The 23323-nt window shown below is 34.4% G+C and carries 25 protein-coding genes; 6 read left to right on the top strand and 19 right to left on the bottom strand.

From position 1 onward, the window contains the following. Together ACJJVP_RS13355 and ACJJVP_RS13350 are read left to right on the top strand one after the other, a co-directional pair. A complete protein-coding gene (locus ACJJVP_RS13355) occupies positions 1-921 on the top strand; it encodes a DUF4249 domain-containing protein (protein ID WP_405414305.1) in 921 nt (306 codons plus the stop codon). After that, positions 908-1147 (top strand): DUF6095 family protein, encoded by a 240-nt coding sequence (locus ACJJVP_RS13350; RefSeq protein WP_405414304.1) that lies wholly within the window; start codon positions 908-910, stop codon positions 1145-1147. The genes ACJJVP_RS13355 and ACJJVP_RS13350 overlap by 14 nt, the downstream gene beginning before the upstream one ends. Here ACJJVP_RS13350 and ACJJVP_RS13345 read toward each other — a convergent pair. After that, a complete protein-coding gene (locus tag ACJJVP_RS13345) occupies positions 1144-1836 on the bottom strand; it encodes a DUF4294 domain-containing protein (RefSeq protein WP_405414303.1) in 693 nt (230 codons plus the stop codon). The two genes, ACJJVP_RS13350 and ACJJVP_RS13345, sit on opposite strands and share 4 nt — an antisense overlap. Positions 1837-1940: 104 nt before the next feature. Here ACJJVP_RS13345 and ACJJVP_RS13340 point away from each other — a divergent pair, with 104 nt between their 5' ends. Both ACJJVP_RS13340 and ACJJVP_RS13335 read left to right on the top strand, forming a co-directional pair. Beyond that, complete coding sequence (locus tag ACJJVP_RS13340; protein WP_405414301.1) at positions 1941-3029, top strand: M42 family metallopeptidase; 1089 nt, start codon at positions 1941-1943, stop codon at positions 3027-3029. A gap of 43 nt (positions 3030-3072) precedes the next feature. Continuing rightward, the gene (locus ACJJVP_RS13335) at positions 3073-3627 is read left to right on the top strand and encodes an NUDIX domain-containing protein (protein ID WP_405414300.1); all 555 of its coding nucleotides are present in this window, start codon (positions 3073-3075) and stop codon (positions 3625-3627) included. Positions 3628-3655: 28 nt separating this feature from the next. Here the strand turns inward: ACJJVP_RS13335 and ACJJVP_RS13330 are convergent, their stop codons facing one another. The 8 genes from ACJJVP_RS13330 to rpsF form a co-directional block, all read right to left on the bottom strand. Next, entirely contained in the window at positions 3656-4090 is a 435-nt protein-coding gene (locus ACJJVP_RS13330) for an RbsD/FucU domain-containing protein (RefSeq protein ID WP_405414299.1), read from the bottom strand. A gap of 77 nt (positions 4091-4167) precedes the next feature. Then, on the bottom strand, positions 4168-4938 hold the full coding sequence (locus ACJJVP_RS13325; protein ID WP_405414298.1) for an SDR family NAD(P)-dependent oxidoreductase: 771 nt from the start codon (positions 4936-4938) through the stop codon (positions 4168-4170). 137 nt (positions 4939-5075) lie between these two features. Then, the gene (hisS, locus tag ACJJVP_RS13320) at positions 5076-6455 is read right to left on the bottom strand and encodes a histidine--tRNA ligase (protein ID WP_405414296.1); all 1380 of its coding nucleotides are present in this window, start codon (positions 6453-6455) and stop codon (positions 5076-5078) included. A gap of 82 nt (positions 6456-6537) precedes the next feature. Then, entirely contained in the window at positions 6538-7014 is a 477-nt protein-coding gene (locus ACJJVP_RS13315; RefSeq protein WP_405414295.1) for a DUF6495 family protein, read from the bottom strand. A 61-nt stretch (positions 7015-7075) separates the two neighbouring features. Then, positions 7076-10177 (bottom strand): carboxypeptidase regulatory-like domain-containing protein, encoded by a 3102-nt coding sequence (locus tag ACJJVP_RS13310; RefSeq protein ID WP_405414294.1) that lies wholly within the window; start codon positions 10175-10177, stop codon positions 7076-7078. A gap of 105 nt (positions 10178-10282) precedes the next feature. Further along, a complete protein-coding gene (rplI, locus tag ACJJVP_RS13305) occupies positions 10283-10735 on the bottom strand; it encodes a 50S ribosomal protein L9 (protein WP_036154978.1) in 453 nt (150 codons plus the stop codon). 13 nt (positions 10736-10748) lie between these two features. Further along, on the bottom strand, positions 10749-11045 hold the full coding sequence (gene rpsR / locus ACJJVP_RS13300; protein WP_027067300.1) for a 30S ribosomal protein S18: 297 nt from the start codon (positions 11043-11045) through the stop codon (positions 10749-10751). Positions 11046-11050: 5 nt separating this feature from the next. Further along, positions 11051-11392 (bottom strand): 30S ribosomal protein S6, encoded by a 342-nt coding sequence (gene rpsF / locus ACJJVP_RS13295; protein WP_036154980.1) that lies wholly within the window; start codon positions 11390-11392, stop codon positions 11051-11053. A 230-nt stretch (positions 11393-11622) separates the two neighbouring features. On the opposite strand from rpsF, the gene ACJJVP_RS13290 reads away from it, so the two are divergent. Then, positions 11623-12315, top strand: a complete 693-nt coding sequence (locus ACJJVP_RS13290; RefSeq protein ID WP_027067302.1) for a LytTR family DNA-binding domain-containing protein — start codon at positions 11623-11625, stop codon at positions 12313-12315. Positions 12316-12370: 55 nt separating this feature from the next. On the opposite strand, the gene priA is transcribed toward ACJJVP_RS13290, so the two are convergent. From priA to nadC, 4 genes are read right to left on the bottom strand one after another with little or no spacing between them, the layout of a single operon-like run. Beyond that, positions 12371-14827 carry a primosomal protein N' gene (gene priA / locus ACJJVP_RS13285; RefSeq protein WP_405414292.1) on the bottom strand — a complete coding sequence of 819 codons (2457 nt, stop codon included), beginning with the start codon at positions 14825-14827 and terminating at the stop codon, positions 12371-12373. Between the two features lie 2 nt (positions 14828-14829). Then, positions 14830-15270 (bottom strand): DUF2147 domain-containing protein, encoded by a 441-nt coding sequence (locus ACJJVP_RS13280; RefSeq protein WP_036154984.1) that lies wholly within the window; start codon positions 15268-15270, stop codon positions 14830-14832. Further along, positions 15267-16235 carry a YihY/virulence factor BrkB family protein gene (locus ACJJVP_RS13275; RefSeq protein ID WP_405414290.1) on the bottom strand — a complete coding sequence of 323 codons (969 nt, stop codon included), beginning with the start codon at positions 16233-16235 and terminating at the stop codon, positions 15267-15269. Before ACJJVP_RS13275 ends, ACJJVP_RS13280 begins: the two co-directional genes overlap by 4 nt. Further along, on the bottom strand, positions 16235-17092 hold the full coding sequence (nadC, locus tag ACJJVP_RS13270; RefSeq protein ID WP_405414289.1) for a carboxylating nicotinate-nucleotide diphosphorylase: 858 nt from the start codon (positions 17090-17092) through the stop codon (positions 16235-16237). The genes ACJJVP_RS13275 and nadC overlap by 1 nt, the downstream gene beginning before the upstream one ends. A gap of 65 nt (positions 17093-17157) precedes the next feature. On the opposite strand from nadC, the gene rlmH reads away from it, so the two are divergent. Beyond that, positions 17158-17631: a 23S rRNA (pseudouridine(1915)-N(3))-methyltransferase RlmH gene (gene rlmH / locus ACJJVP_RS13265; protein ID WP_405414288.1), complete on the top strand. Its 474-nt coding sequence runs from the start codon at positions 17158-17160 to the stop codon at positions 17629-17631. Positions 17632-17640: 9 nt separating this feature from the next. On the opposite strand, the gene ACJJVP_RS13260 is transcribed toward rlmH, so the two are convergent. The 6 genes from ACJJVP_RS13260 to ACJJVP_RS13235 all read right to left on the bottom strand — a co-directional run bounded on the left by ACJJVP_RS13260 (position 17641) and on the right by ACJJVP_RS13235 (position 23315). Beyond that, entirely contained in the window at positions 17641-18459 is an 819-nt protein-coding gene (locus ACJJVP_RS13260; RefSeq protein ID WP_405414287.1) for a type IV pili methyl-accepting chemotaxis transducer N-terminal domain-containing protein, read from the bottom strand. Positions 18460-18628: 169 nt separating this feature from the next. Beyond that, a complete protein-coding gene (gene serA / locus ACJJVP_RS13255; RefSeq protein WP_405414286.1) occupies positions 18629-20521 on the bottom strand; it encodes a phosphoglycerate dehydrogenase in 1893 nt (630 codons plus the stop codon). Between the two features lie 140 nt (positions 20522-20661). Then, positions 20662-21450 carry an alpha/beta fold hydrolase gene (locus ACJJVP_RS13250; protein WP_405414285.1) on the bottom strand — a complete coding sequence of 263 codons (789 nt, stop codon included), beginning with the start codon at positions 21448-21450 and terminating at the stop codon, positions 20662-20664. Between the two features lie 10 nt (positions 21451-21460). Further along, on the bottom strand, positions 21461-22156 hold the full coding sequence (locus ACJJVP_RS13245) for a DUF3307 domain-containing protein (RefSeq protein ID WP_405414284.1): 696 nt from the start codon (positions 22154-22156) through the stop codon (positions 21461-21463). 2 nt (positions 22157-22158) lie between these two features. Beyond that, positions 22159-22764, bottom strand: coding sequence for a SatD family protein (locus tag ACJJVP_RS13240; RefSeq protein WP_405414283.1), 606 nt, complete (start codon positions 22762-22764; stop codon positions 22159-22161). Positions 22765-22862: 98 nt separating this feature from the next. Continuing rightward, positions 22863-23315 (bottom strand): methyltransferase family protein, encoded by a 453-nt coding sequence (locus ACJJVP_RS13235; RefSeq protein ID WP_405414282.1) that lies wholly within the window; start codon positions 23313-23315, stop codon positions 22863-22865. Positions 23316-23323 lie beyond the last annotated feature (8 nt).

Raw genomic sequence — 23323 nt, 5'->3', positions numbered from 1 at the left:
ATGAAACATTATATCTTTATAATACTAATAATTACTTCATTAGTTTCATGTGAAGATGTTATTGATGTTGAACTTCCAGAAGGCGATAACAGACTAGTTGTTAATGGAGTCATTAGAGTCGATAAGACTCAAGAGTTTCTACCTGTGGAAATAACAATGACAGAAAGTAGTTCTTTCTTCGAAAACAATAGTGTAGCTTTAGTAGAAAGTGCCATAATATTATACGGTACGCCGAACTCAGATGACCCTTTAATATTAGAAGGTGGCGGAATATCAAATTTGGCGGAAGTTGAATCAGGAAGCGGAAAATGGGTTCCCGACCCCTCATTTGATAGCGACCAAAGAATTAGGGTTGGCAATATCAATGAAGGTGATGTTTTTCAATTGATAATCACAACAGATGATGAGCAATATTTAGCTACGACCACCTATGTAAAATCGGTACCAATAGACTCATTAGAGCAAGGTGACGAAACATTATTTTCAGGTGATGAAACGGAGGTTATCGTAACATTTACAGATCCTGGCGAAAGTAATGACTTTTACCTTTTAGATTTAGATTTTGGTGAATTCTTGGTAACTGAAGATGAATTTTACCAAGGTCAAACTTTTGTGTTTTCATATTTCTATGATAATGAATTGGAGCTAGATACAAGTTCAGTGGTAGATATAAGCCTGTTAGGTGTTGACGAATCTTTCTATAACTACATGAATCAAATAATCGTTCAATCTGGCGGTGACCAAGGCCCTTTTCAGACTCCTGCAGCTACAGTTCGCGGTAATATCATAAATATTACAGATATTGATAATGACGAGGTTGTTGATAATGTAGAACAATCAGACAATTTCGCTTTGGGTTATTTCGCGATAATAGAAGAATATAAAGATAGCATTGTAATTACAAATAATGAGACGAACTGATAAAGACTTACTTGTAACTGGCTTAAAGCGATTGGCAATTACAGTACTGCTAATGTTTACAGCACCGATTGTACTATGGCAAGCATTCAAAAATCAAGAAAACCTTTTTTTCTGGCCAGTATGTATAATAGGAATAATTTTAGCCATATATGCCGTATACATGGGCTTTAAGGGTATCATGACTATAATGGATTCGATGTTCGGCAAGAAACCGAAATCATCTTAATCTTTAGGTATTTTGGTAGTTCTCTTCCACTTATTATACAACTTATCATAGTCGTAATCTAATACAGTTTGTTGTCGCTCTAATTTACCTTTAGAGAAAGCACGTTGTAAAATATCTTCAATTAGATAATCTTCTTCAATCAAATCAGGATGAAATTCTTCTTTAATACTAATACTAAAAAGCTTTGCTGTGGTATTGTACCAAAATGCACGCCATCCGTTTCTTAAATCCTTTACTAAGTCAAAAGCCGTAGTACCTGTTTGTCTATAAATGAGTTTAACTAAAATCTGACCCTCTGTACGCGTTAATTTTTTCAACTCTTCAGAAAACTCCTCTTCAATAAATTTCTGTACTTTTTTAGTATACTTTTTACGTTTACGATTGTTCTTCATATTCGATAAACTATCGTTCAACTCAACCAAACGCTCTGCCGCCATTTTTGCGTACGGATATACTTTTTGTGTTTTTCTACGTAAAATATAATACCGTAATTTTTCGTCGTAAGATGAAAATTTAAGTTTACCAAATACGTAAGCTTCTTGCAAGGCTATTGAACTTTGAACTAATGAATCACCAGCAACAATTATCATCTTTTCTGTAATGGAATCAAGTTCCTGTTCCTCAACCTGGGCATTACATATAAAAATGCCGCTGAATAGTAAAATAAGAAGTGAAAAGTTATATTTCATTACCATAGGCTTAACAAAAGTCCTGCCAAAATTAACGATTATTAAAGAAGGTTATTACTAATACAACGCTAATATTCTTAAGTTTGTATTCTAAACTTATTTTGATGGCAAATAAAAAAATTATTACCAAAAAGTCTGAAGACTTTTTTGAAAAATACCTGAATAATGCTGCCCCAACAGGCTATGAGTGGGAAGGGCAAAAAATATGGATGGACTACCTAAAACCTTATGTAGATACATTTATCACCGATACATATGGCACAGCAGTGGGCGTTATAAACCCTGATGCTAAATATAAAGTAGTTATTGAAGGACATTCTGATGAAATTTCTTGGTATGTAAACTATATCACAGATAACGGTTTAATTCATGTCATTAGAAATGGTGGTAGTGATCATCAAATAGCACCGTCTAAATGGGTAAATATCCATACAACTAAAGGAATTGTAAAGGGTATATTTGGCTGGCCTGCTATCCATACCCGTAAAGGAGATAAGGAAGAAACTCCTAAAATCGAAAATATTACGGTTGATGTTGGCGCCACAAATAAAGAAGAAGTAGAAAAGCTTGGGGTTCATGTAGGTTGTGTTATCACTTACCCAGACGAGTTTCAAATTCTTAACAAAGACAAGTATGTATGCAGGGCAATTGACAACAGAGCTGGCGGATTCATGATTGCCGAAGTTGCTCGTTTATTGCATGAGAATAAAGTTGAGTTGCCATTTGGACTTTATATAACAAATTCTGTACAGGAAGAAATAGGTTTACGTGGTGCAGAAATGATTACACAGACTATTAAGCCAAATGTTGCCATTGTAACAGATGTTTGTCATGATACCACCACACCTATGATTAAAAAAGAGGTACAAGGTCATACAGAAATTGGTGCTGGTCCTGTAATTTCTTATGCGCCTGCAGTTCAAAACAAGTTGCGCGAACATATCATTAAAACAGCTGAAGATAATAAGATACCATTTCAAAGAATGGCCGCTTCTAGATCCACAGGTACAGATACTGATGCTTTTGCCTATAGTAATGGCGGAGTTGCTTCTGCATTGATTTCTTTGCCGCTACGCTACATGCACACAACGGTAGAAACAGTTCATAAAGACGATGTTGAAAATGTAATTCGTTTAATCTACGAAACACTCTTAACAATTAAAGACGGAGAAACTTTTAGCTACTTCGATTAAATTTATATAATCCCTCTTTAACCGGAGGGATTTTTTTATTTCTATGGATGAATTAATAGACATTCTTGATGCTGAAGGTAACATGACCAATACCACCGCCATGAAGTCTGAAGCACACAAAAAAGGCTGGTTTCATCAAACCGTTCATATTTGGTTTTATACTTCGGATGGAAATATTCTAGTGCAGCAACGTGGTAAAGACAAAGATGTATATCCGTTACTGTGGGATGTATCCGTTGCCGGACATATTGGTGCTGGAGAAGACATCATAACATCTGCATTACGCGAAGTACAAGAAGAAATAGGTTTGACAATTTTACCTTCTGATTTGGAAAAAATAGGTGTTTTCAAATCTGTAAAAAAGCATTCTGAAATATTAAAGGACTACGAATTTCATCATACATTTATTACTAAGCTAAAATTACCTTTTAGTGCACTTCAAAAACAGGACAGTGAAGTTGAGGCATTAAAACTAGAGTCGATAAAACAATTTAGCAAAGCAGTGAAGGACACTTCAAAATACAATTATGTTCCTCATGATATTTCTTATTATAAGACTATACTTAAAGAAATATCCAGTAGAAACAACAACGTGTAGCCTTTATATTCTTCTGTAAAATGTTCAATTAAAAACCGGATTCTTCAGCAATTTTTACAACACCAACAGTTAAAATTAAATTAGCGAAACGTCGTTGCTCACCTGTTTGAATAATCAGCGTGGTATTTTCATCTCTAATTTTATCATAAAAAGCCCAACGTTCCATTTCATCCCAAGTCACATCTCCCAACAAATTTTTATAGGCATCATGAATTTCTGCATTGGCTTCCGCAGGCTTTTCCATTACTATAGCACCTTGTACAGGACAAACTTCTAATATACCTTCTAACACAGTAAGTGCATCTAACAATCCAGGGCGAAAGTTTAAATGAACTGTTGTAGAATTAGGACCTGTCATTGCACCAACAGGTAAATTACCATCTGCAATAACCACTTGCGCAAAATGACCTGAGCGCCCAAGCGCTTCCATAATTGTAGGATGAATAACCGGAGTCTTAAGCATAATTATATTTTTATAAGTATGAGAATTAAAAACTAGTCGCCCTAAAGCGACTAGTTTTACAATGATTTTATCGAATATTACATGTTGTAAACTCCGCCATTTATATCAAGCGTAGCTCCAGTAATAAAGCCATCATATTCAGAGGCTAAATACAACACAGCTCTGGCAACATCATCTGCATTACCAGCTCTTTGAATAGGAATACCTTTTGTAGTTTCTGCTGCAGATTCTTTGGTGGTATGTGTATTGTGAAATGAGGTACCTAATATAAGTCCTGGTGCAACTGCATTAACTCTTGTTCCCTGAGGTCCCAATTCTGATGCAAGTGCCCTTGTATAGGTTAAAATAGCTCCTTTACTCGTAGAGTATACCAATGATCCAGGGTGACCGCCTTTACGCCCAGCTAAAGATGCCAAATTGACAATGCTACTATTTTCATTTTTTGCCAAATATGGTGCTGCTGCTCGTGTAACGAACATCATTGAAGTCAAATTAATATCCATCACCTTGTGCCAAAATTCTGTTTCCATTTCGCTTAGCAACTTTCTAGCTACTAAAGACCCGGCATTATTTACAAGAATATTTAAACCGCCTAAAGCTTCAACCGTTTTTTCAACTAAGGCATTTGCATCTTCTTCCTTGGTTAAATCTCCAGATATTGCAATTGCTTTTAAACCCTTATCGGTCGCGTACTTTACCAATTCATTTGCAGTATCTGCACTAGAAAAATAATGAATAGCAACATTGGCACCGCTATCAATAAAATGCTTGGTAATTGCTTCTCCAATTCCTTGAGCACCGGCTGTTATGAGTATATTTTTTCCAGATAATTTGTTACTGTTCGTCATGATGTTGTAATTATAAAACTTGATTTAATTTTGATTTAATCCTATATCAATTATACAATGTAGAATTGCACAACCAAATTGGTTAACCAAATATAATCAAAAATGACTCAGTAAACTTTTATCTGATTTTAAAGTAGTTAGCTCAAGTAATTTACAAAGTCTGCAACTTTGTTTAAACTGTACTTTTCTTGTATACCTTCTTTCATGTTTTTTACAACGAATGAATTCTCATCCAACTCTTGTTCCCCAATTAAAACTACATAAGGTACATTACGATTATTGGCATATTTCATTTGCTTTTGCATCTTGGCACTAGATGGATAGATATCGGCTTTGACACCTTGCTTACGTAATTGACTTACCAGTTTTAAGGCAGCCATAGCTTCTTTATCTCCAAAATTGACACACAATACTTGTAGAGATTGGTCAATTGCCTCTGGGAAGAGTCCTAAATCTTCTAAAACCAAATAAATACGATCTAGACCAAATGATATACCTACCCCACTTACATTCTTTAGTCCAAAAATACCGGTAAGATCATCATAGCGACCGCCACCACCTATAGATCCCATTTTCACACCTGCTGGCGCTGCAACCTCAAAAATAGCTCCTGTGTAATAATTAAGCCCGCGTGCAAGAGTAACATCTATAGATAAATTAGCGGATTGCAAGCCTAAAACAGCTATGGTTTCTAAAATAAAACGAAGTTCTTCCAAACCTTTTTTACCTTCTTCAGAATCTTTCAATAAGGCATCTAAACGCTCTAATTGCTCATCGTTACTTCCTTGAGGTAAAAATAATGGAGATGCCTTTTCAATTGCTTCCTCAGAAATCCCTTTTGCAAGCATTTCTTTTTTAACTCCGTCCTCCCCTATTTTATCCAGCTTATCCAAAGCAACGGTAAAATCTATAAGTAAATCTTTAGCTCCTATAACTTCTGCTATACCTGCTAATATTTTTCTATTGTTCATTTTTATGGTTGCCCCTTCCAATTTTAAATCGGAAAATACGGCATCATACAACTGAATCAATTCCACCTCTTGTAATAAGGAATCTGACCCCACTACATCGGCATCACATTGATAAAATTCTCTAAACCGACCTTTTTGAGGTCTATCCGCTCTCCAAACTGGTTGAATTTGATAACGCTTAAAAGGGAAATCCAACTCGTTTTGGTGCATTACTACGTACCGTGCAAAGGGAACGGTTAAATCATAACGCAAGGCTTTTTCAGTAATCTTTGGAGCAATACTGTTTGAATTTTTATCCGCATAAGTAGCATCATCTACCTTTCTAAGAAAATCTCCAGAATTCAAAATCTTAAAAATCAATCGATCACCTTCTTCTCCATATTTACCCAATAACGTATCTGAATTCTCAAAAGAAGGGGTTTCAATAGGCTGAAAACCATACGTTTGAAAGTTTCTTTTAATGATGTCAAATATATAATTACGTTTTGCAATTTCTGATGGATTAAAATCGCGGGTTCCTTTTGGTATAGATGGTTTCTGTGCCATTAATTTTTTATTGTATTACAAATATAGCCTTCAAATAACTAAGACAATATTTCAATAGTATGAATACTAGATTATTATTGTTTTATTTGGTAACGATTACTTTTTCGAACCATTTATACAATTCTCCTTTTGTTATAACCGCTCCTTGCTGAAGTAACAAAAACTTGTCTACATTTTTATCATCAGTATAAGCTTTTGCAGCGGTCAAATATTCTACGAAATCTGATTGCCAATTTCTCTTGAACCAGTCAAAACCTATTGGCGTAGTTAAGTCAATCTCAGGATTCATCACTTTTACCGATATCAATTTCATTTCTTTTTCGGTTAAATGAAAAAGGTGCATTTGCTTGTCTGAAATATTCTCTAAATAAGAAACTTTAGTCAGCACTCCTTCCCATACCAAATCGCTAAAAACATCTAACTCTTCCTCTGCTACTTCTGGTTTATCTTTTTTTATAGTTTCCCACTCATCGCCAGTTATAGATTGTGTTGCCAGAAAATTAATAAATTCTGGATGCAACTCTTCTAATTGTTCTTTTGTTAGCCTCGTATATTTCATTTTGCAAAAATAAAAAGCCCCAACATATTTGTTGGGGCTTTTACAACTTAATTTTAAAAACTTAGAAGATATATCTCAATCCTACTTGTGCTTGCCATCTAGATAATAAACTAGCATCGTACCCAAAAGTTTCTGTTAAATCAGAACTAAACGTATACGTAGGTACGTTTGTATCCGCATCTACAGATACACCAATAGGTTGTACTGCGTTAGGTTGTTGTACTAGACCCCAATCAGAACTGATCATATTACCAATGTTCAACACATCTACACTAAATTGAATGGTATTGGTTTTACCTTCAGATACAGTGATTTTATAATCTTGTAAGAACTTAACGTCCCAACGACCTCTCCAAGGTGCTAAAGCGCCGTAACGCTCTGCATATTGACCTCTACGACCACTTAAGTAATCGTCTTGAGCAATATAAGCATCAAAAGCTGCTCCTTGACCTGTACCTGAGAATTGCATTTGACCTATTTCTGAAGATGTTGGCACATAAATAAGGTCATTGATACTAGAACCGTCTCCGTTAATATCACCACCATACGTATAGTTGAATCTACCACCTTGTGCATATTCAAAAAAGGTAGATAGCGTTGTTGCCCATTTGCCGTACTCCCAGTTTTTACTGGCTACACCAATAAACCTATGCTTATCTCCATATTTAGAATGTGCTAAAACGTCTGCATTTGCATCATTTATAATAGGATTACCTGCAAAAGCATCTGATGTAATCTCAGCTTCGATTGAATTTACATCTTTAGCATCTAAATAACTATACGCCAACATGGTATACAAGCCTGTATCAAATGTTTTTTGTGCTTTAAAAGACGCATTCCATATTCTACCTTTATCAGAATTTGTAAACACAAAAGGTCCAGCTCCCAATCCTTCAGAATTCAATAAATCGTTCGATGTATAAATTGCTCTATTATCTACCCCTGCCAAGCTAGAAGAAGGCGACGTTAATGCCCAATTCTGCACATGAGGACCATTAATATCTTTAGTATACGATACATCTGCAGTAAGCACCATACCATTATCTAAACGCTTATCTGCACCTAAGTTTGTTCTCCATACTTGTGGAAACTTATAATCTGGATCAACAGCCTGCAAGAAAAATACATCTGGTGATGAGATTTGATTTCCTAGCCATACGAATGGGAAACGACCGGTGAACAGACCTGAACCACCACGTAATTGAAATGATTTATCGCCGTTAACATCATAGTTAAAACCAACTCTTGGAGATATCAACCAATCATTAGATGGCATTTGGGTATTATCTATAAATACGGTTTCACCTGTATTAGGATTTTGATAAGGCTGATCTGCAATAACAAAACCTCTATCTATAACATCTTGCGCTTTCTCTGCAGAGTCAAAGAACAAAGGCTTATCAAAACGGATACCATAAGTTAATTTCAATTTTTCATTGACATTCCACTCATCTTGTACATAAAACGCCAATTGACCTACATTCGTTTCTGCCAACGCCCAACCCTCACCATCAGGTACGGCATTGTTTGCATTAAAAGTTGCTAACGGTCCGGCAAAGTCATATGTAGTTGCATCGAAATCAGCTATATCTACACTTCCGAATTTAGAAAATCCGTAAGCTGTTAGATTAAAAGAATTATCGAACATGAACTTCTCTAATGAGAAACCTACGGTATACGTATGATCACCTTTATAGAAATTAAGATTGTTCGTTATCTGAAATACTTTCTGATCTAATCTATTATGTGCAGAAAATGGTTCATGACCGGCAATAATATAGTTAGAACCATCTTTTGAAATATTTATAGAAGGTGCCGGAGTAGAAAATGGATTTCTATAATCGTCAAAGTGGGTATATCCTACTTGTAACTTGTTCGAAGCCGTTTCCGATAAGGTCGAGTTCAATTCAACTTGAATAGATTTTAGGTCATTATTTATTTCATATCCTGAATTCTGAAATTGTAATGTGTTTGCATTAGGACCTCTAAATTGTATTGCTGTTGGGTGTGCAGGTTTCTCTTTTGAAGATTTCAAAAAGTTATAAATAACAGCCAAACGGTTGTTATCATTAATATTCCAATCTAATTTAAGAAGACCTTTAGTAGATTCAGCATCATGCGTAAAACCTTCATAAGCACCTGGATCATAACCCACCGCCAATAACTGGTTTTGTACATTAATTAAGTCACTTTCCAGTACTCTAGATTCGTTAATTGCACCTGAACCTGTATTTGGCACCCATCCGTTAGTACCTAAATCTGTACGCTCATCTCTTTCGAAATTTGCAAAAAAGAAAAGTTTGTTTTTAACTATTGGTCCACCAATACTTACTCCGTATTGACTTTGGTCCAATTTAGGCTTTACGATGTCCTCTCCCTTAATTTTTCCTCCGGTCATATCTTCATTTCTGAAAAAACCGTATACCGTACCATGAAATTCGTTCGAACCACTTTTAGTAACTGCATTTACAGAAGCTCCCGTAAATCCTGATTGCGTAACGTCATACGGTGCTGTAGAAACTTGTATTTGATCTATTGCATCTAAAGATATTGGTTGAGAATCTGTTTGACCACCTGGTGTAGCTGCATCTAAACCAAAAGGATTATTGAAAATAGCTCCATCTAAAGAGAAATTATTGAATTGGTCATTTCTACCTCCAAATGAATTTCCACTAGCGGTAGGTTCTAAACGTGTAAAATCTTGTGCTGAACGTGAAATAGTCGGTAATCTTGTTAATTCTCTTCTACCTACACTAGTTTCTGCACCTGTTCTATCGCTACTAAAAGTACCTGAACGATCAGAAACAACCGTAACCTCGTCTAATGCCTGACTTTCACTCGCCAACTTAACATCAACATTGAACGTTTGACCTAAAGATAAATTTACATCCGTAAGCAAATAAGGCTTAAAGCCTACATAAGAAATTTCAACCGTGTAAGGACCACCAACACGAAGGTTTAAAAGGTTGAATCTACCATCTTCATTGGTGATTGATCCATACTTTGTACCGGTTGGGGTGTGAACGGCGACAATGTTTGCGCCAAATAATGCTTGATTTTGATCATCTAGTACTAAGCCCCTAATATTAGAGGTAGTAACTTGACCGTAAGCAGTTCCTACTAATAGTAGCAACAATACTTGTAAAAACAAGTTGTTTTTCATGTGAATTGGTTTTGAGTTATTTGTGAGTTCTTTAACAAAAATACCAATAAAAAAAGAGCTATGCAGGCATAGCTCTTTTAATCTTATCAACTTGTGATGTGTTAATTATTTTTGTTCGGCAACAACTTCGAAACCAAAATCAACAATTACCTCACGGTGTAATCTAATTTGTGCATTATAAGGTCCAGTTCTTTTTACTGCACCACCTTGAATACTAATGAATTTTTTGTCAATTGAGTGACCTTCTTTTTCTATAGCATCAGCTAAATCACCGTTAGTAACAGAACCGAACAATTTATCGGCAGCACCTGTCTTAGCAGTAATTTTCAATTCTAAAGCTTTTAATGCCTCTTCTACTTTCTTAGCAGCGTCAACAACTTTTTTATCTTTATGTGCTCTTTGCTTTAAGTTCTCAGCTAAAACTTTTTTAGCAGAAACAGTAGCCATAGTAGCCAAGCCTTGAGGTATAAGGAAATTTCTTCCGTAACCGTTCTTAACATTTACTACGTCGTCTTTAAAACCTAAATTTTGTACGTCTTCTTTTAATATAAGCTCCATGATTCTTTTCTTATTATTTTAATAAATCAGCAACATATGGCATTAACGCCAAATGACGAGCTCTCTTTACGGCTTGTGCCACTTTTCTTTGATACTTCAATGAAGTTCCTGTAAGTCTTCTAGGTAACAATTTACCTTGCTCGTTTACCAACTTCAATAAAAAATCAGCATCTTTATAATCTACGTACTTAATACCAGATTTTTTAAAACGACAATACTTCTTCTTAGTGTTGGTCTCAATGTTTAATGGAGTAAGATATCTGATCTCTCCATCTTTCTTTCCTTTTGCCTGTTGTTGTAATGTTGCCATAATACTTAAGCTTTAGCGGTTTTATTTCTTGTTCTTCTTTTTTCTGCCCATGCAATTGCGTGCTTGTCCAATTTAACGGTCAAGAAACGCATAACACGTTCATCTCTTCTAAACTCTTGTTCGTAAGGTGTAACTACCTCACCAGAGTTAGTAAATTCAAACAAGTGGTAAAATCCACTTTTTTTGTTTTGAATAGGATAAGCTAACTTCTTTAGCCCCCAATTCTCTTTAGCTACCATTTTGGCGCCATTGTTAATTAAGAAATCTTCGAATTTCTTAACTGTTTCCTCTATCTGAACATCAGATAGAACGGGATTCAAAATGAAAACAGTTTCGTAATGGTTCATATTATATTTGTTTTTAAGGAGTGCAAAAATAGATATTTTTTTAAAATAATTATAAGAAATATGAATATTCTTCGTTATTGAATGGTAACAACATATAAAATTAATCCAAATCTTAAACATATCATCATTACCAATTACACGATCAACAGTGCATTGTTCACATCTTTTGTTGCAGTTCAGCTTGTTTTTTCGGTTATTTGTCGATGATTTAACCCCACAAATCAGCCCTTATGAAATTAAGAAGTATCATCGTTGACGACTCATCTATGCAAAGGATGGCCGTTGCCAAGTTGGTAAACAATCATCCTAATTTAACTATGGTAGCAGAATATAGTAATGCTATCGAAGCTAAAAATGGTATCAAGAACCATGAGATAGATCTTATATTTCTTGATGTTGAAATGCCAATTATTACAGGGTTCGACCTACTCGAGTCCCTAGAAAACAGTCCTCAGGTAATTTTGATTACCGGTAAACCAGATTATGCCCTCAAAGCATTTGACTATGATGTAACGGATTATTTACATAAACCGATTACCATGGCACGTTTTGACGCATCTGTTAAAAGAGCTGTAGCAAATTACGAACAACTGCACAGAGTCAATGAAGACGAAGAGCACATTTTTGTAAAGAGCAACCTTAAGAAAAGAAAGGTTATTTTAAATGATATTAAGTGGATTGAAGCACTTGGTGACTACATAAAATTAGTAACTGACGAAGCTAATATCGTAATCTTATCAACAATGAAGTCTTTTGAAAAGCAATTGCCAGAAGATAAGTTTTTAAGAATTCACAAATCATATATCATAAACCTAGAAAAGGTTGAAAAATTCAACAGTAAGAATGTTGAAGTTAGCGGTAGATCAATACCTCTAAGTAGAAATAAAAAGACAGAACTAGCCGAAGCGCTAAGTAACGTATAATATATGGTATAATTTTACTTTCAAAAAAGACCGCTAATTAGCGGTCTTTTTTAGTTTATATATGGTCTACATTATATATGACCCTTACACTTCTATACATTGCCACGGCTTTAAACGATTTTTCTATTCGTCTAATATTCGCTTTTGTTTGCGCAAGAGAATGTGCTTTTCGTACTTTGATAACTATATGTTTTAAGTATTGATTTCTAATTCTTGCAACTGGCGGATATTCTGGTCCTAAAACGGTTCCTCCAAAATTGGAACGCAATGCACCTGCAAACCAATCTGCAGCTTCATTTAGAATATTGTAATTTTTATGTTTAAATGTAACTTTGATAATTCTATTTACCGGAGGATATTTAAACTGCTCCCTTTCATATAATTGTTCTGTATACATACCCTCATAATCACCGGTGGTTACTTGTTTTAATATTTGATGATACGGATTATAGGTCTGAATAATTACACGACCTCTTTTCTTGGTGCGCCCTGCCCTACCCGATACTTGGGTCAACAATTGATAGGTCCTTTCATGAGCACGGTAATCTGGGAAATTCAAAAGTGAATCGGCATTCATTACACCCACCAAATTCACGTTTCTAAAATCTAGCCCTTTAGTTACCATTTGGGTACCTACCAAAATATCCAATTCTTGCTGTTCAAAAGCGGTAATTATCTTTTCGTAACCGTGTTTACCTCGCGTAGTATCTAAATCCATTCTACCTACTTTAGCTTCGGGAAATAATCCAGATACTTCTTTCTCTATTTGTTCGGTACCAAAACCTTTGGTATCCAAATCTGGACTACCACATGCAAAACAAATTTCTGGCAATGCTGTATGATGACCACAGTAGTGGCAGCGTAATTGTTTTCTATATTGATGATAGGTTAAACTAACATCGCAATTTGGGCATTGCGGCGTATGACCACACGTTAAGCATTCCATTAATGGAGCAAAACCCCTTCTATTCTGAAAAAGTATGATTTGTGCACCTTCCCTTAACGTCTCTTCCATTTCCATAAATAGACGTTCAGAGAAATGACCTTTCATCTTTCTTTTTCTAGAAGCTTCTTTAATATCTACCAGTTCCATTTCTGGCATAAGCACATTACCATAACGCCTGGTTATTTCTGCATAGCCATATTTACCTGTCTGCACATTGTAATAACTTTCCACACTTGGTGTTGCCGAACCTAGCAGTATATTTGCCTTATGTAAATGCCCTAAAACAATTGCCGCATCTCTTGCATGATATCTTGGTGCAGGATCAAATTGCTTAAAAGAACTCTCATGCTCTTCATCTACAATGACCAATCCCAATTTATTAAACGGCAAATACATTGCCGATCTAGCTCCAATTACTAATTGGGCCTTAGGTTTTGCTTGCAAAACATTTTGCCAAACTTCTACACGTTCTTGTACATTATACTTAGAATGGTAAATAGCGATTTTTTCACCAAAATACTCTTGCAGTCTACTAATCAACTGTGTGGTCAAAGCAATTTCAGGCAACAGATATAATACCTGCAAACCTTTTTCCAAACATTCTTCTATCAGCTTTACATAAACTTCGGTCTTACCAGAAGATGTTACTCCTTTTAACAAAGTGACTTTTCCAGTTTCAAATGAAGATTTAATATCTACAAGTGCAGTCTTTTGATATTCATTTAATTCTTTGGTTTCAGAATTATCTGCTTCACCATCATAATTGACCCGATCGGTCTTTATGTAATATTCTTCTAAAATACCCTTATCTACCAATGATTTTATCACTGATTTAGAGGTATTGCTAGACGCTTCAAGCTCAGAAATCTTGATTGGATGTTGACTTTTACCCTGTAACTGAAATAAAGAAAGTACAACTTGACTTTGCTTTGGCGCCCTGGTCAATGTTTTTAAAAGTTCTTCTAGTTTTTCGTCGGATGTATGTTCTGCACCTAATTTCACATACCTAACCAACTTTGGCTTGTATTGTTCGTAAACTTCCTCTTTTAATACAATTACTTTTTTCTCTAATAATCGCTTAAGAATTGGCAGCACATTTTTACGCTCTATTATAGCGGAAACTTCTTGAACTTTTAATATAGTTTGATGTTGCAAAGCTTCGAACACCAAAAACTCATCATCTAAAAGTTCGTTTTCATCTATTTCGTTTTCCCTATTCCTTAGAACCAAAGTTTCGCTCTCCAATAGAAAAGCACTAGGAAGTGCACTGCGTACCACTTCTCCTAACGAACACATATAATAAGACGCTATCCATTCCCAATGTTTTAACTGAGTTGGGTTTACAATTGGATAATCGTCTAATAATTGGTGAATTTCCTTTGCCTCGTAGACTTCTGGCGGATTCTGATGAATACTCTGAACTACACCGGTATATATCTTTGATTTACCAAAAGGCACTGCTACACGCATTCCAGGTTGCAGTAATGCCGCCTCTTCAGCAGTTATACTATACGTAAAACTTTTCTCTAACGGAATTGGTAATATTACATTAATAAAGTTCGCCATAATTATCCTTCCACCCGTAGCCATGTTTGGGTTCTATAGATAAATGCTAAATAACCACGGACTTTCAACTCATCTGGATTATCTGGATTCAACCATATCTTAAAACGAAAAGTCATTGCTTGTTCTGGGTCAAATAAACGCTTTCCTTTCCATTCCCCATCATCGTGTAACTCACCACCGGTAATAATTTCCATACCGGTTACAGGTTTATCTTTTAAGTCTCCGTCACATTTATCACAAATTCTATTTTCTTGTCCTTCTTCTAAAATCTTAACAACCTTGCCATACATTAATCCATCTTTTTTATAGATTTCAATAACGCCTTTAGGCAGACCGGTGCGGTCATCAATAGTTTTCCACGTACCAAAAACCGATTGTGCAGAAATGCTCATTGAAATAAATAATGTTAAGAGGATACTTAATTGTACAGTTTTATTTATCATTCTTTTTTAGTGATTTTACGTAATGTGTTGAGAGATGCGTTAAGCTCAAACCCAAGTAGCAATATATTAGAATTTAACCAGATGTAGACCATTAAAATCAATAATCCCCCTAAAGCTCCATATAATTCATTGTACCTAGCAAACTTTTCAACGTAAATACCAAAAAGATACGAGGTCAATAAAAACAAAACCGTTGTCATTAATGCCCCAAAAGAAAAAAACTTCGCTTGCTTACCTTCTCTAGTACCAAAATAATAGAGTATGGCAGTTGTGAAATACGATAGAATTATAAAAAACAACACTTTTGCTATTTGTACACCTACCACTTCGTCTTCACCTAATATATACCCACCTTGCTTAGCAGCAAACTCAGATAAATACCCTAATACGTAAAATTCAAAGTATATGTATGCTACAAAACCCACTATAACTAGAATTCCCAGAATTAAACCTACCATCAATGCATATAAATACTGTCTTAAAAAATGTCTTGTTAGTTTTATATGATACGATGTTTCAAAGCCACCGAATATAGAGTTGACCCCGTTGGCAATTAAGAATATTGACAATAAAAATGCCGATGACAACAAACCACCTCGCTTCTGATCTTTTATCTGTGTAAATACTTCTCCAAAATAATCGCCTGTGGCACTCGGCAAAAAAGACTCTAAAAATAACTGGAATTGTACGTCAAAATCACCATGCTCAATACTAATATATGACACTAAAAATGGCACCAACGTCACCATAAAAATTATTAATGGAAATAAGGCCATAAATAAACTAAAAGCAATAGCACTAGCACGTGTAGACAATGTACCTCTTAATATACCAAGCACATACATCTCAATAAGGTCATAAATAGAAAGCCCCTCAAAACCGGGTAGCCTGATTTGTTTCAAAAACCTGACCAACCAATTTACAACGGGAATTTTTTCTAGCTTTTCTTCGACCTCTAAAGACATTAAACCGCTTTTAAACTCAAATCTAAATTATAAACCGAATGTGTTAATGCACCTGAAGAAATATAATCTACACCACATTCTGCATACTCGCGTATCGTCTTTTCATTGATACCACCAGAAGATTCGGTCAAACAAATATCACCTATTAATTTAACAGCTGTGCGGGTATCCTCGTAATTAAAGTTATCTATTAATATGCGGTATACGCCCTCTGACTCTAAAATTTCTTTGATCTCCTCTAAGTTCCTAGCTTCAACGATTATCTTTAAATCACGACCCGTTTCTTTTAAATAGTTCTTTGTCTTATTGATTGCTTTGGTAATTCCGCCTGCAAAATCAATATGATTATCTTTCAACATGATCATATCATACAACGCAAATCTATGATTTTCGCCACCTCCAATTTTTACCGCCCACTTCTCTAGCGCACGTATACCCGGTGTAGTTTTTCTAGTATCCAAAATTTTGGTACCCGTACCTTTTAAAAGGTTAACGAACATATTGGTCTTAGTAGCTATTGCGCTCATTCTTTGCATAGCGTTCAAGACCAAACGTTCAGCTTTTAATATGCTTTGTGAACTACCTTCTACATAAAACACGATATCACCGTGACTTACCGGCGTACCCTCTTCTATCAATTTCTCTATCTTTAAATTAGGGTCAACAAAATAGAAAACAAGTTCGGCAAAATCTACACCAGCAATTATCCCTTCATCTTTTACCAACAACTTAGCTTTTCCTGTTGCTGTATCTGGAATACATGCCAACGAACTATGATCACCATCACCTACATCTTCTCTAATGGCATTTGCTATGATTAATTTTATTTCTTCTTTAAATTGTTCTTCTGAAATCATATGTAATAAATCTATTGTATCGCTAATTTACAAATCCATTTGCGAAATTGATTTACTTTTGGCATATGACTATAAAACTTTTGGCTATTGGCAAAACCGATAGCAAACAACTACAAGAATTAATTACTGTATATCAAAAGCGATTACAGCATTATGTAAATTTTGAAATAGAATTAATTCCAGATTTAAAGAAGACAAAGAATCTATCTGAAGACCAACAGAAAGACAAAGAAGGTGAGCTTATTCTTAAAAGATTATCTACTACAGATGTTTTAATACTTTTTGATGAAAAAGGAAAACAATATACCTCTGTTGAATTTTCTACCTTTTTACAAAAGAAGATGAACTCTGGCATAAAGCAAGTGGTATTCTTAATTGGCGGTCCTTACGGTTTCAGTAACGAAATATATGCGAAAGCTTCCGGGAAAATAAGTTTATCTAAAATGACCTTTTCCCATCAAATGGTACGTTTATTTATAACCGAACAGGTGTACAGGGCATTTACCATTCTAAAGAATGAACCTTACCATCATCAGTAAACAAAAGGGCTAAGCTTGTTTTTCTAAAGATTTTACCATGTTATTGGAAACGACCTCAAGGTCTGTAAGCTCTTCCATTAGAAAAGAGATAAGCTCTTCTTTATGCTCCACATTCTTTTCGATTTTAAGCACATGATTGTAATTCTTAATATTTTTCATGTGAGAATTAAAGGCATGTGTTTGATGCCAGGCAATTTCTTTTAATTTCTGATTTTGAATGGTTATTTTCTTAATTGATGGATTAATAAAAAAGAATATCTCAAGGATTAAAATCAATAAAGAAAAAACGGCCAGTTCTAATTCTATAATCATCAATGTACTAATATCTTCCTCTGAAGCTTTTTGAAATTGCCCCACTATAGTATCCATAATCACAAGAAATTTATTAGCTTCAGCTGATAGTCTTTCCAAATCAACCAATTCTAATTTATTGAAGTCATTTGTTGATTCTAAAATAAAGTTTAGATGTGGTTGTAACCTATCAAAGTTTTTTTGAATTTCATCATTATTCAATTTTGGGATACCTGTTGCATCATTGCCTTTTTGTAACGCTCTATTCGCATTAGAGAATTTTGTCATCGCTAAACGCAACTGTCCATAATCGCAGGTACTAAATCTACATTCATATACACTCTTAACAATTGACTGTGACAGCATTCTTTGCCTACCCGCTACGTTTATTCTTAATGCGTCTTGCCGTTGTCTAGCCAACGAATACTGTATTATCGATTGTATTAAAATAGTTAATACAATTACTGTAAACACAAGTAAATAGTAGCTTTCAAAACTTTTACCAGGTTTTAATTTCAATAAAATCTTTTTTAACATGATTAAAGATATTTCCTACAAAATAAAATGTGTCATTATCATAACCTTTAAGAATTAAAAATGTTGTAACAACTAACAAAAAATTGAACAAAAAAAAGTGCAAGTTTCTCAACTTGCACTTTAGAAAAAATTTTTTTTTAGATACTAAATCATATTTATAAAAAGAAAACTAGTACAATACTCTGAACTTAATTGTATTCTCCACTTTTCTTAAAGCCTTGATTACATCTTTATTATATTCTTTATCTAAATCCGTAATTACATAACCCACTTCACTATCCGTAGAAAGGTATTGACTTGAGATGTTTAATTCATACTCTGCCAAAACCTTATTTATTTTAGCCATAATACCCGGTACATTCTTATGGATATGTAAGAATCTGTGAGATTTATTTTGTTTTGGCAAACGAATATTCGGGAAATTAACCGCATCTACTGTGTTACCTGAGTTAATGTAATCCATTATTTTATTAGGAACAAAATCAGCAATATCACGCTGTGCTTCTTCTGTGCTACCACCAACATGCGGTGTAAGAATCACATTAGGAAAACCTTGTAATTTTGTTTGAAACTCACCATTACTTCTTGGCTCATCTGGATAAACATCTACCGCTGCACCGCCTATATGACCCTCTTTTAAACCATCTGCCAAGGCATCGATATCTACAACGAAACCTCTTGAAAGATTAATTAACATGGCACCTTTTTTCATTTGCTTTATTTCACGCTTGCCAATGAAATTTTTGTTTGCTTTATTATCATCTATGTGCAGTGTAACCACATCAGATACATTTAATAAATCTTCTAACGAATTACATTTAACGGCATTACCTAAAGCCAACTTATCATCTACATCATAGTAATACACATGCATACCCATAGCTTCTGCTAAAACCGATAATTGCTTACCAATGTTACCATAACCAATAATACCCAAGTTTTTACCACGAACTTCTCTTGACCCTGCCGCAGTTTTTTGCCATTGCCCTTCATGAATTTCCCTACTACGATCAAATACACTACGCATTAACATAATAATTTCACCAATAGCCAATTCTACTACAGATCTGGTATTACTGTATGGAGCATTGAAAACTACTACACCTTTTTTCTTAGCAGTCTCTAAATCTATTTGAGTGGTACCTATACAAAAGGCACCGACTACCAATAATTTATCGGCAGCGTCTAAAACCGTTTGTGTAACCTGTGTTTTAGAACGAATACCAAGAACGTGAACGCCCTTAATTTTTTCTAACAGCTCTTCTTCAGATAAACTATGTTTAATCAATTCAACGGAGAAACCGTCTTCTGATAAATTATCAAATGCAGCGGTGTGCACGTTTTCTAATAATAGAACCTTAATTCTATTCTTTGGGTACGAGATATTTCTTGGCAACTTGTTCACAAATAAAAATTCATCTAAACTTGGTGTAACATAATCCGCATTGTTAGCGGCTTTTTCTCTATGTACGTTTTCGGTATATGCAAAAAACTTATCTGCAATACCTGCTTCGCGCATTACGTAATCACTGTATCCATCTCCTATTACTTGAACTTCACCGTCCAAGTCCATCTGCTTTAGGCAATCAATCTTGCCGTTATGCTGAGATAGTACATTCTTTTCATCGAAACCGATGATATTTCCGTCTTGGTCGAATTTAAAAGTATTTGCATACACTCGATCAGATGGTATATTGTATTCTTTTACAATAGGATCAATAAACTCTTTGAAACCGCAAGATATTACATAGATATCATCCGCGTACTTTTCAAAAAACTCTTTATTAGCGGCGATTGACTTAGAAATTTTATTTCTAAGATTTTCTACCAAACCGTCTAAATCTTCTTTTTTAGCATGTAATAACTTAATTCGACGTTCCAAAGACTCGGTAAACGAAATATCACCGTCTATACCTAAATTGGTAATTTTCTGTATTTCTCTAATAACTTCGTCTTTGTTGGATCTTCCTTCTAAAGTCATTTCGGCAAGGACATCTAATGCCTCTACCCTAGTCAACGTACTGTCAAAATCAAAAACGTATTTTCTACTAACTTCTACCATTATTCTCTTTTGGGTGGATAAGAATTTTTGTTATTAAAATAAGTAACAAAAGTAAAAATTTAATTTATCCTGATAAATGATATCTTGTAAATAAAACAAAAAGGTTATGTTATGATGTAAATTAACAAAATGACAAACTTTTAGTCCAAAAATTGAAGAACCGATAATGAGAATTCTTTTGTTTTATATGTACCATTATGATCACCGGGCACTCTTTTTAAGCTACCGTTTCTAAAGGTATTACTTAATTCATGTGCGTTTCCATTATCATTATCATCATCTCCACAAATAACCAATACATCAATTTCAATTTCATTTAGCTCACTTATTGCTGTTACCGGTTGATACTTTTGCTGTAAGTGCAACGAACGTAAATCTGCATTAATAGATTTTGCATAGTCTACCGCACCTTTGGTTATTTCATTTACGTCACCATTAAAAGCTTTAGAGAACATGATTCTTCTGTCCCAATTTGGGTTGGTGAAATCTATTCCCATTCCACCTAAAACCGCCTTCTCTATGCCATAGTCTTCTGTAAGTAATTTTGCCAAAACAATACTCCCTCTAGAATAACCTACAGCCTTATACTTATCAATATTTAGATGATTTATCAATAACAGCAAATCTTTTACTTCGGCATTGTCTTGATACGCTTTTTCATTTTGAGGTTTATCTGAATCTCCATTACCACGTAAATCAGGAATGATTACTCGGTAACCGGCATCAATTAAATCTTTTTTTAGAGTTGTTTTTTCCCAAGATTTTCTAGAGTTTATAAATCCGTGTAACAATAATACCGTCTCACCTTTACCTTCATCTGTATAAACAATTTGTACACCATCAAATGATTTAAATTTGTTTGATTGAGAGTTAATTGCTTGAGAGAAGATTATCAGTAAAAAACAGAGTAAAAAATATCTTGTGGACATTATTTCTTATTTAAGATATATACAGAAGACCAGCCAAAATAGCCAAACCAAAACTTACTAAAGTTCCTATTAAGATATACTCCGTTAGCTTTCTATTATTGCGTTCTTTTAAGTCATTGAATCTAAAAACCGATTTTGCAGCTATCAATAAACCAATAACTTCCCACCTACCAAGCACTATAAAAATTAAAACAAATAATCTTTCTATTATACCAATATACTTACCGGCATTGGGGAGCGATTTGTGATCTGTTTCGATCTGATTAGACATTCCTTCTAAAATCATACCCATTATAATTGCTGCCGGATAGGTTACAAATACAATTGCCGTTACCAAATACCAATCTAAATTTTCGAATAGCGATAAAGTATGAGCATATAAATCGGTATAAAAAGCACAACAATAAATAACAAGAATATGTAATACTTGATCTATAAAAAACGGAACACTTTTACTCTTGAACCATTCATTGGCATACAGTTTTAGCAAATCTATACCAAAATGTGCTATCGTAACGGTCAATGCTATTTTCCAAAGTGACAAGTCCCATAAAAGAAGCATATATAAAGCAAAATGCAATAGTACATGCAGATATAGAAATTTAGATTTTATCTTATTTGATTGTTTGTGAAGTACCCATCTTGTAGGCTGCAAAACAAAGTCTCCAATTAAATGGGCCAATACTAGTTTTATGAAAATCAACATATTTATTTACCGGTAATTAATTCTTTATAATATGACAATACATCTAAAACTAAATCTAATCTTGCTCTTTTTAAACGCTGACTTACAGCTGACTGTTTAATTCCCAACTGTTGTGCAATTTCTTTTTGTGAATAATGAGGATAGTCTAACGACAATGTTACAATTTCTGCAGAAACAACGCTCCAATCATCCATAAAATCCAAAGCTAATCGTAACATTAAATTTAATGTACGGTCATGTTCCTTTTCTCCGGTTGCAATACTTAGGTTTACTTTACTTTCTTTAAGTGTTTCAAAATTACGCCCAGAACGTTGATATGCAGGTCCGTTAGATTCTGTTACACCAGTGCCAATATAGGTTTCCAAACCTATACCTATGCCCATTCTTACATCTAGGCCTTTAATTGTTTTTAGCATTGCTTTTATACGAATAGCCGTAAACAATGCATTTTTCTCTGTAACCTTTAACTGAAATTCATCACCACGATAAATCTCCCAATTCATTGGCGATGCTCCAAATTGTTTAAAATAATTCTTTAGTAAATCCATCCATTGAGCACTAGGATGATTTTCAGAATTAATAATATCTCCGGTGATTATAGCTATCATGATTATTAGTTAAAACGCTAATATATTAAATTATAAGCAAAATAGATAATATTTGCAATTATAAGCGTAGTCGATAATGTGAACAAATAAAACTTAAATTAAAACCAGCGTCTGGTTAATATACAATAATCTTTGAAGGAACGCCCAAATTTATCTAAGAGAATTCGTTCTTCCGGTATAATCTGAAAACGATTCATATAGCTTACAAACCCCGCAGCTATCAACGTGTTAAAAGCATTACCCAAAAATACTCCTAAAGCTAATAGCAAAAGAAGTAGCGCTAGATACATAGGGTTTCTAGAAAATTTAAAGATGCCGTTCACCACTAAGTTAGAAGCTTTATCTGGTTTGGTTGGATCTATGGTTGTACTTGCTTTTCTAAATTGAACTAAAGCAAAAAGTGCGATTACTATTCCCAAACCAATTAAAATCTTTGTTAGTAATAGCCTACCAAAAAAATCGAAATAACCAATCGGTAAAAATTTTGCCAACAGATACATCATTAATCCAAAACATAAAAAAACTAAAGCAGGTGGTACTTTTAACTCCATTTTATAAA

This window comes from Maribacter sp. Asnod1-A12, from assembly GCF_045063735.1.
Lineage (GTDB): Bacteria > Bacteroidota > Bacteroidia > Flavobacteriales > Flavobacteriaceae > Maribacter.
This window is presented reverse-complemented; position numbering and strand designations above follow the sequence as displayed.